Below are 14,815 nucleotides of genomic sequence, written 5' to 3' on the forward strand. Positions count from 1 at the left end.
CAGCACTTTGCTCGATCGTAATCCAAGGGAGAAAACCATGCTGGCGAAGAATGGAAAGACATGGCTGTCTCTATCCCTGGCACTGGGAGCCGCTTCGGTTGCACATGGCCATGGACTGATCCAGGACCCACCGTCGCGCAACTGGTTCTGTGGAGCGCACACCAAGCCGGATGAGGTGGGCAGGCCCGGTGAATACGCGGAGTGCGCCGACGCCTTCCGCGATGACTTCTCCGGCGGCTATCAGTTCATGAGCGTGCTCACCCACACCCAGGGACGGGCCGTGGTCAGCCCCCTGCCGTCGAACGTCTGCGGCTTCGGCAGCGAGACCTGGCGCGGCGGCGCCACCCCCTGGGACAAGTCCATCAACTGGCCGACGAGCACCATCAGCGCCGGTCCCCAGACCATTACCTGGAACATCTCCTGGGGGCCGCACTACGACGATACCGAGGAATTCCGCTACTGGATCACCAAGCCCGGCTTCGTCTATCAGGTCGGCAAGCCCCTGACCTGGGACGACTTCGAGGAAGAAGCGTTCTGCGTCCTCAAGTACGATGACCGCAACCCCAACGGCAATCCAGCGGTCACTCCGGACAAGGCCAACGCGCTCTTCCACACCACGTGCAACATCCCGCAGCGGCAGGGGCGCCACGTCATTTATGCCGAGTGGGGACGCAACTACTTCACGTACGAGCGCTTCCACGGCTGCATCGACGTGGTGTTCTGACAACACGGTAGGAAGCCCGACCGCTCACGGGGCGGTCGGGCCTGTCCTCAGCTCAACGCCTTCTCCGACGTGACGATGCCGTCCGCGTCCGCGTAGAGGTAATGACCGGGCCGGAAGGTGACCCCCGCGAAGCGCACCTCCACCTCGCGCTGGCCCTCATTGCGCTTGCCGCTCTTGAGCGGATGCGTGCCCAGGGCCTTGATCCCGATGGCGGTGCGGCCCACCTCCTCGGCGTCGCGGATGCAGCCATTCACCACCACGCCCGCCCAGCCATTCTTCTGCGCGAGCGCCGCCAGTTGGTCACCCACCAGCGCGCAGCGGCGGCTGCCTCCGCCGTCCACCACCAGCACCCGGCCCTGTCCGGGCTCCTCCAGCGCCTTGCGCACGAGGGAGTTGTCCTCGGGCGCACGCACCGTGCTGATGGGGCCGGAGAAGGAGCGGCGGCCGCCGTAGTCGAGGAAAAGGTCCATGGACTCGCTCCTGTTCGACGTGAACGTACCAGACGCAAGCGAGCCCCCCACCCGGGGAACTACATGAGGCCGGCGGTGATGCCACCATCCGACACATACACGCCGCCGGTGCTGTAGCTGCTGTCGTCGCTGGCGAGGAAGAGATACATCCGGGCGATCTCCTCGTTGGTCCCGTAGCGCTTCATGGGGACGCGCGCCGAGATGGTGTTCTTCATCTGCTCCTCGGCGCCGGGGGAGAGGCGCCGGTGGGTGGACGCCATCATGTCGTTGTCGATGACGCCCGGGCTCACCGCGTTCACCCGGATGTGGAACGGGGCGCCGTCATGCGCCAGCGCGCGCGCCATCCCCACCACCGCGTGCTTGCTGGTGGTGTACGCGGAGTGCGTTGGAAATCCGGCGATCCCCACGATGGACGAGGTGAGGATGATGCTCCCGCCCCCGCGCTTCTGGAGCTCCGGGAAGGCGTATTTGACGGACAGCCACGTGCCGCGCACGTTGGTGGCGATCACCTGGTCGAAGTCCTCCACGGTGTGCTCGAGGATGTGCTTGTAGGGCCCCTCGGTGCCCGCGTTACTCACCAGCACGTCGATGCCACCGTAGCGATCCACCGCATGCCGCACATAGCGCTGGGTGTCCTCCACCTTCGACACGTCCGCCACCGTGTAGCTGATGTTCTCGTGGTTGATGTCCTGCATCGTCTTGCGCAGCTTCTCCTCGCTGCGGCCCACGATGAGCACCCGGGCACCCTCCTCCACGAACAGCTTCGCCGTCGCGGCCCCGATACCGCCGCCCCCGCCGGTGATGATGGCGACCTTCTTGTCCAGCTTCTTCATGATGGCCCTTCCCTTTGTGTACGACCCGGGACCCCCCCGGTGAGAATGATTGTCGGGAAGAAAACTGTTTCCAGGCAAGCCCCGAGGGCGCGAGCGGCGAGGGAAACGGAGTCGAGCATGTCGAGTCTCTCGAACGTTTCGAACCATTTCATGCCAGTTCCACCGCAAAGACAGTCGCTGTACATCTTCCTCATCGACTTCGGACCCCAGGAGCAATCCCATGCTGAATGCCACCGGTGGACACGGCGACGCCCACGGCCCTTGCCACTTCATCCACGTCAAACCCGACAACGTCACGGACCTTTCGCACGGCTTTCTCACCCGTGAGCTCGCCCCCGGCGTCTTCGAGAAGAAGCGCGACGGGCGCCGCCTGAGCCCCACTCGCGTCTTCAGCGAGAAGCTGACGCTGCGCAAGGGCTCGCGGACCCTCCTGCTCGAGCGCGACGAGTTCCATTCATCCGAGGGCGACCTGATCATCTACCTGCCCGAGGAGAAGGTGATGATGGCGGTCGACCTGCTCGCGCCGGATTGGGTACCGCTGCTGGACTTCGACATCACGGGAAACATGTTCGCCTACCTCGGCGCCTTCGACCGGCTGCTCGCCTATGACTTCGAGACCTTCATCTCGGGACACACGGCCGACATCGCGCGCCGCGAGGATGTCGAGCGCACCAAGGCCTACGCGTTCGATGTCTATGAAACCGTCAAGCGCATCCATGGTGAGCTCAACGTCGCCGAGCTGCTGGAGCGCGACCGGGACAACGAGCAGGCGGGCATCAAGCTGCTGATCGATGAGGTCACGGCCAGGGCAACCGAAGAGGTGAAGAGCCGCTGGCTGAACGGCCCGATGCGGGGCGTCGACCTGTGGACCGAGAGCCACTGCCGCGCCATGTTGCTCTACGTGCGGTGGAGTGATTGAGCCGGCTCGAACCGACTGGAGCCTCCCGGGCCGGGAACAGCAGCTCCGATAAAGGTTGTATGGCCTTGGCGGACTCTTCGCCCTCGTGGGACTGCTGCTGCCCTACGTGACGTTCGTCCACTCCTGGTGGGCGAGGACGAGATGGAGCCGCTGCTGGCCCTGCCGCGCAAGCGCGTGCCGGCCGCTCGCGGCACTCCTTGAGGGAGCCCGCTTCGCTCCCCCGGGCTCAGCCTCGCGAGCGGCGCAGGACGGGCCACACCAGCGCCACCAGTGCCGCCGCGCAGACCAGGGACAGCACCCACGACGCGATCTGGAAGAACCGGGCCGAGCCCTGGGCCGAGGCCACCAGTTCCTCCCGGGTGCCGCCGAAGACGCGCGTGGCGTTCACTTCCGGCGTCTCCCCGCCGCTCGCCAGCGTCCCCAGGACCACGACGTCCTGGCCGGCCTCGAAACCGGTGTACCACTGCGAACCCGTGGCGGGCCTCGAGGGATCCCACGAGCCCTCGCTCTTCTCGTCCTTCCAGGAGGTGGGGCCCCGCTCGTCCAACTCCCCGGGCTCCTTCGTGGCCGCTCCGATGGCGTAGTCCTCGTTGCGGATGCGGACCCGGCCGCCCGAGGGCGTCTCCACCAGCAGGGCGGGCGTGACGCGCTCCTTCACCCTCCACCGTGTCCGTGCCGTGCTCCCGGAGGTGTCCCGGTACGGCTCATGATGGAGGTACGCGACGTAGCGGCGGAACAGCACGGGGTTGTCGCTGGCCAGCCTTCCCGTCACCAACACGGCCTCCCCAGGACGCAGCCCACCCAGGGTGGCGGCCGTTTTCACGGGGAGTGATTCCGCCTGTCGGGCCTCCTCTCTGGCGAGGTGCGCGGCATACCCCATCCCGGCGGCGAGCGCGCCCGACACCAGGACCGCGAACCCCAGCGCCAGCCACAAACCCCTGGAACGACTTCGGTTTGGAGTCATCGCGGGGACGATGCCATGATCTTCGCGGAAATCGGCTGGAATCACGCAACTCGCGCCGCGTCCCCCCGATAATGGGACCGTCGAAGTCATTCGAGCCCGTCCGTGGCTCCGTTGGAGAACACCCCATGCCGCCCATCCGCCGCTCTGATTCGAACCTCTACAGCAAGGCTCGTAGCTCCAGTGTCGAGGTCACCAAGCAGCGCGCGACGAAGGGCAATGGCTCCTCCAAGAGCGCGGTGAAGGAGAACCGCGTCACCACCACGACCACCCGCTCCAACGAGACGACGTCCACCTCGACGAAGTCCAAGACGTACGACAACAAGCGGACCGGGACGCGGGACCAGTACGAGTACAAGGGCCGGGACACCAAGGCGGTCGAGCAGAAGAATGTCTCGCCAGAGGCCAAGGCCACCCTCTTCACCACGAAGCAGCCGGGTGCGAAGCCGCTCGTCGAGGCGAAGGGCGCCCCGCTGGCCGAGGGGAAGACGACCCTCCCGGGTGGCGTCGACCTCAAGGGCTCCGTGGAGGGCCCGAGCTTCAAGCTGGACGGCGAGGCGAACGCGGAGGCCAAGGGGCTCAGCGGCGTCGACCTGAACGTGAAGCTGGAGGTGGAGGCCAACCTCCTCAAGGCGGAGGGGTCCGCCGAGAAGGAGTTCAAGTTCAAGGTCAACGGCGAGGACATCTCCGTCAAGGTGAAGCTGGGCGCCGAGGGGAAGGTGGGCATCGACGGCTCCATCAACCTCAAGGTGCACATGGGCAAGGACGGCGTGTCCATCTCCGCCGGGGCCGAGGGCTTCGCGGGCGCCAAGGGCAGCCTCTCCGGGGAGATCTCCGCCACCGTCAACGGGCATGAAGTGGCCAAGGGCAAGCTGGGCGTCACGGCGGCGGCGGGCGCCATGGCGGGCGCGGAGTTCGAGGCAGGCTTCACCCACTTCAAGGCCAAGGCCTATGCGGCCGTGGGCGTGGGCGTGGGCTTCGACATCTCCGGCGAGGTGAACGCGGGCAACCTGGCCAAGGAAGTCCCCGGTCTGCTCACCACCTGGGACGACTGAGCTTCCGTTTCAGCTCAGCCATCCCCACCAGAGCGCGCCCAGGGCCGAGGTACCGCACAGCGCGACCACGGCCCAGCGCATCAGCCGTACGTCCACGGGGACCTCGGACAGGTAATGCGCCAGGGGAGCGGCGTAGAGCCACTCGGCCCTGGCCCGAGGCTTCCTGCCCGGCTCCTCGAGTGACACCAGGGCGCAGGCGAGGTCTCCCTCGCGCAAGGCCCTCGAGTCCTTCGCTTCCCCGCCGGGCGCCTCCGCCTGTCTCGGGAAACGGAGCGTGTAGTCCCCGTTGACGAGCAGCACGCGTCCCTCCTCCGTCTCCAGCCCGATGGGCGGAGTGGAGGGGTGCTCCCGCCAGGCCTCGAGCGTGCGCGCCCCCCGCCGTCGTGTCCTCTTCCGCGAGGTGAGCGTTGGCAACCCGGCCCCCGGTGAGGCGGGCACCACCCGCCCTTCCACCACGGCGCGCTCGCCGGGCCGCAAGCGGCTCAGTTCGGCCGCGGTGCACCGGGGGAGCCCACGAAGCCGCCTCCCGGGAGTGGGGCCGGACAGCCGGAGGAAACGCCAGGCCTGGAGCCCGAGCAGACCGGGAACGAGCACGAAGGCCGCCCCGAGGAGATGCCGCCACATGTCCCCAGTATGGTGCCAATCCCCTGCTGTGTGAGTCCCCGAGTGGCTACAATGTCCGGTGTCATGAACCCATCCGAGCATGCACAGCCAGGTCTGCGCCTCCTGGCACAACGCGAGTACGCAGCCGCGGTTTCCTCCTTCGAGACCATCCTCCGCTCGCATCCCCAGGACGTGGACAGCTGGTTCGGCCTGGCTCGGGCCCAGCTCGCCCTGAGTCAACCCGAAGCGGCCAGGAGCTCGCTGTCCCGCACGGTGGCGCTCGCCCCCGGGCACTCGGCCGCGCGGGCCCTGATCGCGTCCCTGGAGGATGATGGGGACAGTCCCGAGGTGCTGAAGCGCCTGGCCGGTCTGGCCCAGGCCCCTGGCGCCGGGTTCGTGGAGCACTACGCCCATGCACAGGCCCTGCTGCGCCGGGGCATGGATGACGAGGCCTCCAAGGCCCTGCGCGCGGCATTGACGCTCCAGCCCGAGAGCCCCCAGGCGCTGGTGGACCTGGGACAGATCGCCCTCCGGCAGGGCCGGGCGGACAAGGCCCGGGATGCGTTTCGCGTGGCCAGTGGGCTCGCGCCCGGAGAGTGGATGCCCCGGCTGCTCCACGCCCGCGCGCTCATGGCCCTGCGCCACTTCGCCCAGGCGATGACCGTGCTCGACGAGGCGGTGGCCGCCCATCCGCGCGAGGTGCCCCTGCAGCAGGCTCGCTTCGAGTGCGCCCTCATACAGGGCGAGCCCCAGAAGGCCCTCGAGGCGGCGCAGGCGCTCGAGACGCTCAAACCGGGGGATGCCAATCCCCTCTACCAGCGTGGACTGGCCCTGCTCACCCTGGGGAAGCTGCCCGAGGCGGCGCAGGCCCTCCAGGAGGCCATCCGGCTCGCGCCCGAGGCGATCGATCCCAAGCACGCGCTCGCGCAGGTGCGCACGGCGCAGGGTCAGCAGGGGGAGGCGCTCTCGCTGCTGGAGGAGCTCCAGCACGCCGCGCCGCGGGCCCTGGAGCCCGTGCTCGACCTGTCCCGTCTGTATCTGGCGGAGGACCGGACCGCCGAGGCGGAGCGGGTGCTTCGCGCGCTGTTGGCGGACCATCCGGAGGAGCCCCGGGTGAACCTCAACCTGGCGCTGGCGCTCTTCAAACAGGACCGCAAACAGGAGGCCCTGCCGTTCATCGAGCGCGTCAAGGCCAGCCGCGACGCGAGTCTGGTGGAGCAGGCCCGGAAGCTGGAGGCGCAGATCCACGGGGCGCCCCTGCGTCCGCCCATCATCCGGGGCTGAACCCCTCACCCCCTGGTAGAAGCCCGTCCGTCAGAGCCTCAGCGGGAGGGCGCCGGGACACGGAGGGAGCGTGGACGCCCGTAGGTGAGCTGGCGCCACGCCCACTCCACCGGCCCCTGCGAGTGGCGGCGAAGCCATAGGACGCTCAGCCCCCATTGCACGGCGAGGATCGCGGGTGTGAGCAGAAGCATCCACACCGCGCCCACCCGGCCCATGAGGTTCAATCCGTAGCCGTAGAAGCTCAGGAGTCCCAGCACCGACTGGCAGAGGTAGTTCGTCAGGGCCATGCGGCCGAGAGGGACGAAGGGCGAGAGGAGACGCCGGCCCCAGGCCGTGCCCCACAGCAGGGTCAGGCCCGAGGCATAGGCCATCGCGAGCGGGGCCACGCCCACCGCGTACGCCAGTGTCTGCACGAGCCCCAGGGGCGTGAGCGAGAAGGACTTCCCGGTCTCCATCTGGATCCACGCGGATACGGAGTTCCCCAGGAGACCCAGCACCAGGCCTCCAGCAAGAACCCGGGCGAGGAGCCGGCGGTGGACGAGCGGATCCGGCAACAGCCGCCGGCCCACCCAGACGCCGAGCACGAACATCGCGAGGACCTTCTCCGGCCGTCCCGTCTGCAGGTACCGCCCCGGGCGCTGGACGGCGTTGGCGAGGTTGCCCAGGAAGACCTGCCAGGGCTGCTCGGAGGACCGCAGCGAGAAGAGCGTGGCCTCCGGACCTCCCGCGGCATCCTGAATGGCGCGAGAGAGCGCATCGAACGGGGGTGTCGGATCGAGCGCCCCACCCGTCCCCATCATGGCGAGTTGGAAGAGGAAGGGCATCACGAGAAGCGCCAGCGCCCACGCCAGCAACGCGCGATCCGCCGCTCCGCGGAACAGGAGGAGGACGAATCCCATCAGCGCGTAGAGGGTGAGGATGTCGCCGTGCCACATCACGAGGATGTGGAAGAGACCGATGCAGAGCAGCGCGGCCATCCGCCGGAGGAACAACCGCCGGAAATCGCCGCCACGGCGCTCCGTCCGCTCCTGGAGCAGGAAGAACCCCACCCCGAACAGGAACGAGAAGAGGGAGTAGAACTTCCCCTCCACGAGCAGGTCCATCCAGAACACCACGAGCCGGTCGAGCTCCGCCGTGGGGAGCGCCGCCAGTTGCGCGGGGCTCATCACGTAGAAGCCGGAGAAGCTGAGCAGGTTCGCGAAGAGGATGCCGAGCAGCGCGAAACCACGGATCGCATCGAGCACCGAGATGCGCTCTTCGGGGTCGACCGGACGGAGCGAATCGTCGGCGGGCGCCAGGGAGGGACGGAGCATGCCCCCCATTTCGTCCGGAAGCCTCGACAAATGCAACTGAATTGCATCAGCATCACGACGCACGGGCCTATGCGCGGCAAGCTCATCCAGGATGATTGGGTCAGGCTCTGGCCGAAGCCTTGAGGAGGAATAGAGAGGCGAATTCCCTGTATTGTGGGCGGGAAACACCACGCTGGGCGGGGAGGACATGATGACCCTGATCAAGGTGAGCGCATTTCGATGGGTACCCCCTCTGGCGCAGGGGTTGGTGCGGGAGTTGCGCGTACGCTGGGCGCTCGAGGAAGCCGGCCTCGCCTATGAGGAGCGGCTGATCGGACCGGAGGATCAAACCTCCGAGCACTATCGTCGCATCCAGCCATTCGGACAGGTGCCCGCCTACGAGGAGGACGGGTTGGTGTTGTTCGAGTCCGGTGCCATCGTGCTGCATATCGCCGAGCGCTCCGAGGCGCTGATGCCTTCCGAGCCACACGCCCGGGCACGCACGAAGACGTGGATGTTCGCGGCGCTGAACACGGTGGAGCCGGCGATCCAGAAACTCGCGGAGATCGACCTGTTCCACTCCGGGGAAGAGTGGGCGAAGCAGCGCCGGCCGGCGGCGGTCGAGGCGGTGAAGAAGCGGCTGGCGAGTTTGTCTGACTGGATGGGGGGGAGGGATTATCTGGAGGAGCAGCGCTTCACCGCGGCGGACCTGCTCATGACGACGGTGCTGCGCATCCTGCGTCACACGGAGCTGGTCGCGGAGATGCCGGTGCTCGAGGCCTACCGCTTGCGGTGTGAGGCACGGCCGGCGTTCCAGAAGGCCCTGGCCGACCACATGGCCCCCTTCGCGAAGTACGCCCCTCCCGGAAAATAGGAGCATCAAAGTAGCCGCCCGAATCCTTCAGCCGCCCACGCTCCGGCCGAGCGTGGCGAGCACTTCGCGAGCTTCCGCCGCCATCGACGAGACGAGGGTGGCGGCCGGAAGTAGCTCACGCACGTTGCCGCACGCCTCGCCCACCGTCAGGGCCATCTCCTCGAAATCTCCCTGGGTCTGGACGGTGGGCAGCAGCGCCGAGAACCTGGGCATGGGCACGCGCTGTCCTCCCATCTCCGTATGGCCAATGGGCTCGGACGCCGGCAGCGCCTGGGCCTCGGCCTCCCGCCCGAGCCACTCGCGCACCGCGCGGTTGCGCAGCACACGCATCATCTGGCCGGGCCACTCAGGGCCGAACAGCGTCGTGCGCACCGTGTCTCCCACTCCCGCGGCCAGCACCCGGCGCTTGTAATCGTCATGGGCCTGAGCCTCCTCGCTGGCCAGGAAGCGGGTGCCACACCACACCGCTTCCGCTCCGAGCGCCAGCGCCGCCACCAGACTCCGGCCATCCACGATTCCTCCGGCGGCGATCACCGGCAGAGGAGCCACCGCCGCCCGCACCGCCGGCAGCAGCGCGAAGGTACTCGCCTCCGCGCGGTTGTGGCCGCCGGCCTCCGCTCCCTGCGCGATGATCGCGTCGACGCCCAGTGCCGCCGCCTCGCGCGCCTCCGCCACCGAGCCCACCTGGCTCCACACCCGCGTGCCCGCGCTCCGCAGCCTCTCCACATGCGCGCGCCGGGGCAGGGCCCAGAAGAACACCACCACCGCCACCCGCTCCTCGGCCAGCACCTCGATGTGGGCGTCCTCCACGAAGTCGCCGATGAGGTCCACTCCAAAGGAGCGCGAGGTCAGCGCCCGCGTCGCCCGGACCATGGCTCCCAGGGCCGGGGGCGGCAACATCGCCCCACCCAACGTGCCCATTCCTCCGGCGTTGCTCACCGCGGCCGCGAGCGGAGGCCCCGCCACGAAGGCCATACCGGCGCTGATGATGGGAACGTCCAGTCCGTACTGCTGGGTCATCCGGGTCTTCATCACGGGGTCCTCCTCCACTCCTCGCCCAGGAAGGCGAAACATTCCCGATCCGTGCTCAGGGCACGCGCCAGGTTGTCGAACTGCTGGCGACCATACGTGGCGAACGCATCCATCATCCGCAGCACCGCGCGCCGTTGCGCGTCGGTCGCGGGCAGGTGCGCCAGCGAGGTGGGGCAGGTGGGCTTCCGCCAGTCCCGCGCCATCTGGCCGTAGAGCAGGTGGTGCGTGCCCTCGAGATAGACGAGAGGCGAGCGCTCCGGGTGGTCCACCGCGAAGCGCTCCGTGAGCACACGCAGGTTGCCGAAGAAGGCACGCGACATGAAGTGCACGGACATGAGGGCCCAGTACTTGAGCAGGGGATCGTTCGGATGGCGCAGCGTCTCGCGCCGGAACTCGTGCAGGGCCTCCAGCTCCGGCCGACCGTATACCTTGTCGAAGAACCACCACTCGAGCAACTCCGCGGGCGCCCAGGGGATGTGGTCATCCATCTCCAGCACCTCCCAGTCATGGAAGAACAGCTCCGCCTCGGTGGAGAACGTGCGGCGCAGGAAGTCCACGGTGGGCCTACCGGGTCCCGCGGCGGGCTCCGCCACCCGGCAGTCCTGGAGGTAGAAGCCATGCAGCGCGCTGATGCGGGGGGCGAACAGCAGCGCCGCACAGCGCAGCGCGAAAACCACCTCCGGGCCCCGGGCCTCGCGCATCAGCCGGGAGATGGGGTGGCCCACGAAGTCGGCGTGATGGCGGTGCCAGGCGGCGATGAGCTCACCCTGCTCCGTGAAGCTCTCGGGCCGGAGGCTCCACGTCGGAGCCGGAAGCCGGCCGGCCTGGTACTCGGCCAGTTGCTCACGTACGACGCTCATGCGCTCGCGCCGTTCGCACGACAGCAGCGGTTCCGGCCCACCGGCATCCTCCGCCATCTGGACGAAGCGGTGCATGAAGTCGTTCATCTCCACCGAGAGCGCGTGCTTGCGCTCCACCAGCCGGAAGGCCCGCTCGGTCTGCTCGGCGGAGAACGCCACCTGCCCGAGCTCCGAGCCGCCCACGTGTCCCGACTCCCGCTCCAGGTGGTGCATGCCGAAGTAGACCGGGGTGATGCCCGTCTGCTGCTTCACCTGCACCGCCTGGCGCGTCGTGGAGGAGAAGAGCAGGTTGCCATCCTTCTCGAGCTGCTCCACATGCAGGTAGCGGTAGGCGGGCGCCGCCGCCTCGTCTCCGACGACCTCCTGGATGCGCTGGCTCTCCACGGCGCGTCCCGGGTCGAGCAGGGGAGACACCCAGAGCGCCCACATCAGTGAGCTGGCGCGCCGGGTGCCCCACAGCTCGTCGAGCTCCAGCTTGCGGAAGTCCGCCAGGAAGAGCCGCGCGTGCGTCCGGTCCTCCTGGACATGGTGGTTGATGGTGTCCTGGAGCTTCGCGTCCTGCTCCGGCGCCGTCTCATCCTCGCGGAACGCGAGATAGCGTTCATTGTAGAAGGGGAAGGACATCACGAAGCCGAGCAGGGGAATGAAGCAGTCGTAGTGGCGCCGCGAGTCCTTCAAATGAGAGGCGTCAATCCAGCGGTAGAGAGGGTGTCCCTCCAGCTCGTGGGAGAGGGTGTCCAGGTGTTCCAATGCTTCTCGCATGCTCGGCTCCTCATGAGGGGCGCCGGGCCAGGTCAGCCGCCAGCCCCCGAGGGCGGAACCGATACATCCATGACATAGATGTGAAAAACAGGGCTTTGGTAAAATCATTCTTCCGAAAAACGGGAGAATCAGCCGATGGATGTCCTTCAGGCGATGCGGGTGTTCGCGAAGGTAGTGGAGCTGGACGGCTTCTCCCGGGCAGCGCAACGCTTGGGCATTTCCGCCACGGCGGCCTCGCGGCTGGTGGCCGATCTCGAGGCGAGGCTGGGGGTGAGGCTGCTGCACCGCACCACGCGCAGGCTGTACCTCACCGACAGCGGGCGGAGCTATTACGAGCGGTGCACGCACATCCTGAACGACCTGGACGAGGCGGAGCTGAGCATCACCTCCGCGGCGGGGCGGCCCCAGGGGCTGCTGCGGGTGTCGGCGCCCGTGTCCTTTGGCATCAAACACCTCACGCCCCTGTTCCTGGACTACATGGAGCGCTATCCGGAGGTGAAGCTGGAGCTGTCGCTCACCGACAGCCAGGTGGACCTGGTCGAGGAGGGCTATGACCTGGCCCTGCGCATCACCCATGAGTTGAAGACAATGCTGGTGGCCCGGCCGCTGGCCCCGGCGCGGTTGGTGGTCTGCGCGGCGCCCGCCTATCTCAAACGCCATGGGGCACCGCGCACGCCGGAGGAGCTCCGTCACCACGAGTGCCTGCGCTACACCTACGACGCGGTGCCCGGCATCTGGGAATTCACGGGTCCAACGGGGCGCATCCGGATCTCCGTCGCGGGCCCGCTCGCCACCAATAACGGAGACACGCTGCGCGCGGCGGCGCTGGCGGGCCGGGGCATCATCATGGAACCCACCTTCCAGGTGGGCGAAGACCTGAGACTGGGCCGCCTCGTCCGGCTGTTGCCGGAGTACCCGTTGTGCTCCCTGACCCTCTACGCTGTCTATCCGAGCCGCCGCTACCTCTCGCCCAAGGTCCGCACCCTCGTCGATTTCCTGGTCGAGCGCATCGCCGAGCCCCTTCCCTGGGACGCCTGGATGCGAAACGAAGCCAGGGGCGTGTGCCCCAATGACTGAGCCCGCGCCGACGCCCTGCGCTGGTGGCGAAGAAGCACTCCGGTCACTTGCCTGAAGCCGCTGGCAGACCACGAGGACGCGCGTGCCTCTGTGCCCCCTCCAGCGGCAGCAGGGTCTTCCAATCACAGCGTTCGAACAAGCTATTCCTCCACTCGATGACGCTCCAGTCCTGGTCCTCGTGGGCCAGGGTTCCATCGAAGTAGCGCATGTTGTTGTAGATGATGCCGAACGTCTCCGCTGGCCCTCTACGATAAACACCAACGAGCCGTGGCGGGCCGCCGCTCAGACGATCTGTCCGGCTCTGGAGTGAATCGCGAAGAGCGCTAAAGATGGCGCGGCTTGTACGCCCCACGTCGCTGTTCGCCCATCTCGAGCTCCATTCATGAACGGAGCCGACAGGGTGTTGTACGCATATTGCCGTTGGGCGTGCGCGAACCAAAGAGCGACTCCCCGGCCCTCCACCATCTATGGGGGGCGAGGTCGGAGGACCTACCCCCCGGCATCCGCAAGGGGCTGGGGGGTGGCGGGGTTCGAGCCTCCGTCTCCTGCTCTTGAAACGCTTCCGGTTCTCGCGCATCCGTCACGGGACCAACTTCTCGAGACTCGGCCGCCCAGGGCGTGCCGCGATGGAGCTCTTCATCCATGTCGAAACTCTTCGAACCCATCACCTTGCGCGGCGTGCGGGCGCGCAACCGCACCGTCGTCTCCCCCATGTGCCAGTACTCGGCGGTGGACGGGGTCGCGAACGACTACCACCTCACCCACCTGGGCCGCTTCGCGCTCGGCGGGTTCGGCATCGTGTTCGTGGAGGCCACGGGCGTCTCGCCCGAGGGGCGCATCACCCACGGGGACGTGGGCCTGTGGAACGATGAGCAGGAGGCGGCGCTCGCCCGCATCGCCACCCTCCTCAAGAAGCAGGGCGCGGTGCCGGCGATCCAGATCGCCCACGCGGGGCGCAAGGCCTCGGCGCAGCGGCCGTGGCAGGGAGATGGTCCCCTGACCCAGGCCGACGTGGCGGCGCGCGGGGAAAAAGAAGGCCCGTGGACCACGGTGGCGCCCAGTGCCCTGCCCCACGCGGAGGGGTGGCACGTGCCCGAGGCGTTGACGGAGCAGGGGCTCGAGCGTCTGCGCGGAGCCTGGCGCTCCGCCGCCCAGCGGGCCCTGCGGGCGGGCTTCGACATCATCGAATTGCACTTCGCGCATGGCTATCTGCTGAACGAGTTCCTCTCGCCCATCTCCAACCACCGCACGGACCGTTATGGCGGCAGCCTGGAGAACCGGATGCGCTTCCCGCTCGAGCTCGTGGAGCTCGTCCGCGCGGTGTGGCCCCAGGACAAGCCCGTCTTCGTCCGGGTGTCCGCGATCGACGGCGTGGAGGGTGGCTGGACCATCGACGACACGGTGGTCTTCGCCCGGGAGCTCGAGGCCCGGGGCGTCGACGTGCTCGACTGCTCGTCGGGAGGGATCGCCAACCGCTACAACGGCCCGGGGGGCCCGGGCTACCAGGTGCGCTACGCCGAGCGCGTGCGCCAGGAGACGAGGCTCGCCACCATGGCGGTGGGCGCCATCACCGACGCGGCGCAGGCGGAGGCGATCGTGGCGGAGGGCAAGGCGGACCTCGTGGCGCTGGCCCGTGAGGCGCTCGCCGAGCCCCAGTGGGCCCTGCAGGCCCGGCGCACCCTGGGGGCGGATCCGCTCGACTTCACGGACTGGCCCGTCCAGTCGGGCTTCTGGCTGGAGAACCGGGAGCGGTCGCGTCAGAAGCATCGGTAGCTCTCGTCCCGGGGGAGCTGGGGCGGATGACGCGGCGCGTCTGCCCCAGCTCGAGTTCCTTCGAGATGATGCCGGGTTCATGTTTGCATGATGGTAGGTTCATGTTCGCGCGTCCCTCGTGGCCACAATCCTGACATCGTGCGTCATGTTCCCGCGCATTCACTGACATGAATCTGGATGAACGGTCATCAGTAGCTCATGGTAGAGCCTCGCCTCCCCGTTCCAGGGAGGACACATGCTGATGAGGCGTTTCGGAGGAGTCGTCGGAGCCCTTCTCGCCGTAGCGGTCTTCGGGT

Annotated in this window: 14 protein-coding genes; 7 read left to right on the plus strand and 7 right to left on the minus strand. The window is 67.9% G+C overall.

Going from position 1 to position 14,815, the window contains the following annotated elements:
• Positions 1–37: 37 nt before the first annotated feature.
• The gene (locus JQX13_RS04800; RefSeq protein ID WP_203407893.1) at positions 38–724 is read left to right on the plus strand and encodes a lytic polysaccharide monooxygenase auxiliary activity family 9 protein; all 687 of its coding nucleotides are present in this window, start codon (positions 38–40) and stop codon (positions 722–724) included.
• Between the two features lie 47 nt (positions 725–771).
• On the opposite strand, the gene rraA is transcribed toward JQX13_RS04800, so the two are convergent.
• Complete coding sequence (gene rraA, locus JQX13_RS04805; protein WP_239014540.1) at positions 772–1,194, minus strand: ribonuclease E activity regulator RraA; 423 nt, start codon at positions 1,192–1,194, stop codon at positions 772–774.
• Positions 1,195–1,253: 59 nt separating this feature from the next.
• On the minus strand, positions 1,254–2,027 hold the full coding sequence (locus tag JQX13_RS04810) for an SDR family NAD(P)-dependent oxidoreductase (protein ID WP_203407894.1): 774 nt from the start codon (positions 2,025–2,027) through the stop codon (positions 1,254–1,256).
• A 220-nt stretch (positions 2,028–2,247) separates the two neighbouring features.
• On the opposite strand from JQX13_RS04810, the gene JQX13_RS04815 reads away from it, so the two are divergent.
• Positions 2,248–2,946 carry a hypothetical protein gene (locus JQX13_RS04815; RefSeq protein ID WP_203407895.1) on the plus strand — a complete coding sequence of 233 codons (699 nt, stop codon included), beginning with the start codon at positions 2,248–2,250 and terminating at the stop codon, positions 2,944–2,946.
• 226 nt (positions 2,947–3,172) lie between these two features.
• Here the strand turns inward: JQX13_RS04815 and JQX13_RS04820 are convergent, their stop codons facing one another.
• Positions 3,173–3,769 carry a hypothetical protein gene (locus tag JQX13_RS04820; RefSeq protein ID WP_203407896.1) on the minus strand — a complete coding sequence of 199 codons (597 nt, stop codon included), beginning with the start codon at positions 3,767–3,769 and terminating at the stop codon, positions 3,173–3,175.
• Positions 3,770–4,035: 266 nt separating this feature from the next.
• On the opposite strand from JQX13_RS04820, the gene JQX13_RS04825 reads away from it, so the two are divergent.
• Positions 4,036–4,962: a hypothetical protein gene (locus JQX13_RS04825; protein WP_203407897.1), complete on the plus strand. Its 927-nt coding sequence runs from the start codon at positions 4,036–4,038 to the stop codon at positions 4,960–4,962.
• Positions 4,963–4,971: 9 nt separating this feature from the next.
• Here the strand turns inward: JQX13_RS04825 and JQX13_RS04830 are convergent, their stop codons facing one another.
• Positions 4,972–5,586, minus strand: coding sequence for a hypothetical protein (locus JQX13_RS04830; RefSeq protein ID WP_203407898.1), 615 nt, complete (start codon positions 5,584–5,586; stop codon positions 4,972–4,974).
• Positions 5,587–5,649: 63 nt separating this feature from the next.
• Between JQX13_RS04830 and JQX13_RS04835 the strand changes: the two genes are divergently transcribed.
• Positions 5,650–6,849: a tetratricopeptide repeat protein gene (locus JQX13_RS04835; protein WP_203407899.1), complete on the plus strand. Its 1,200-nt coding sequence runs from the start codon at positions 5,650–5,652 to the stop codon at positions 6,847–6,849.
• 38 nt (positions 6,850–6,887) lie between these two features.
• Here JQX13_RS04835 and JQX13_RS04840 read toward each other — a convergent pair whose 3' ends face one another.
• Positions 6,888–8,162 carry a DUF418 domain-containing protein gene (locus JQX13_RS04840; protein WP_203407900.1) on the minus strand — a complete coding sequence of 425 codons (1,275 nt, stop codon included), beginning with the start codon at positions 8,160–8,162 and terminating at the stop codon, positions 6,888–6,890.
• 187 nt (positions 8,163–8,349) lie between these two features.
• Between JQX13_RS04840 and JQX13_RS04845 the strand changes: the two genes are divergently transcribed.
• Positions 8,350–9,015 (plus strand): glutathione S-transferase family protein, encoded by a 666-nt coding sequence (locus tag JQX13_RS04845; RefSeq protein ID WP_343211067.1) that lies wholly within the window; start codon positions 8,350–8,352, stop codon positions 9,013–9,015.
• 27 nt (positions 9,016–9,042) lie between these two features.
• On the opposite strand, the gene JQX13_RS04850 is transcribed toward JQX13_RS04845, so the two are convergent.
• Together JQX13_RS04850 and JQX13_RS04855 are read right to left on the minus strand one after the other, a co-directional pair.
• Complete coding sequence (locus JQX13_RS04850; RefSeq protein ID WP_203407901.1) at positions 9,043–10,047, minus strand: NAD(P)H-dependent flavin oxidoreductase; 1,005 nt, start codon at positions 10,045–10,047, stop codon at positions 9,043–9,045.
• Positions 10,047–11,669 (minus strand): hypothetical protein, encoded by a 1,623-nt coding sequence (locus tag JQX13_RS04855; RefSeq protein WP_203407902.1) that lies wholly within the window; start codon positions 11,667–11,669, stop codon positions 10,047–10,049. The genes JQX13_RS04850 and JQX13_RS04855 overlap by 1 nt, the downstream gene beginning before the upstream one ends.
• 135 nt (positions 11,670–11,804) lie before the next feature.
• Here JQX13_RS04855 and JQX13_RS04860 point away from each other — a divergent pair, with 135 nt between their 5' ends.
• Complete coding sequence (locus tag JQX13_RS04860) at positions 11,805–12,746, plus strand: LysR family transcriptional regulator (protein WP_203407903.1); 942 nt, start codon at positions 11,805–11,807, stop codon at positions 12,744–12,746.
• Between the two features lie 642 nt (positions 12,747–13,388).
• Positions 13,389–14,519, plus strand: coding sequence for an NADH:flavin oxidoreductase/NADH oxidase (locus JQX13_RS04865; protein ID WP_203407904.1), 1,131 nt, complete (start codon positions 13,389–13,391; stop codon positions 14,517–14,519).
• The last annotated feature ends 296 nt before the right edge of the window (positions 14,520–14,815 follow it).

Origin of the sequence: Archangium violaceum (genome assembly GCF_016859125.1) — a bacterium.
In the GTDB taxonomy this organism is placed as follows: Bacteria; Myxococcota; Myxococcia; order Myxococcales; family Myxococcaceae; genus Archangium; species Archangium violaceum_A.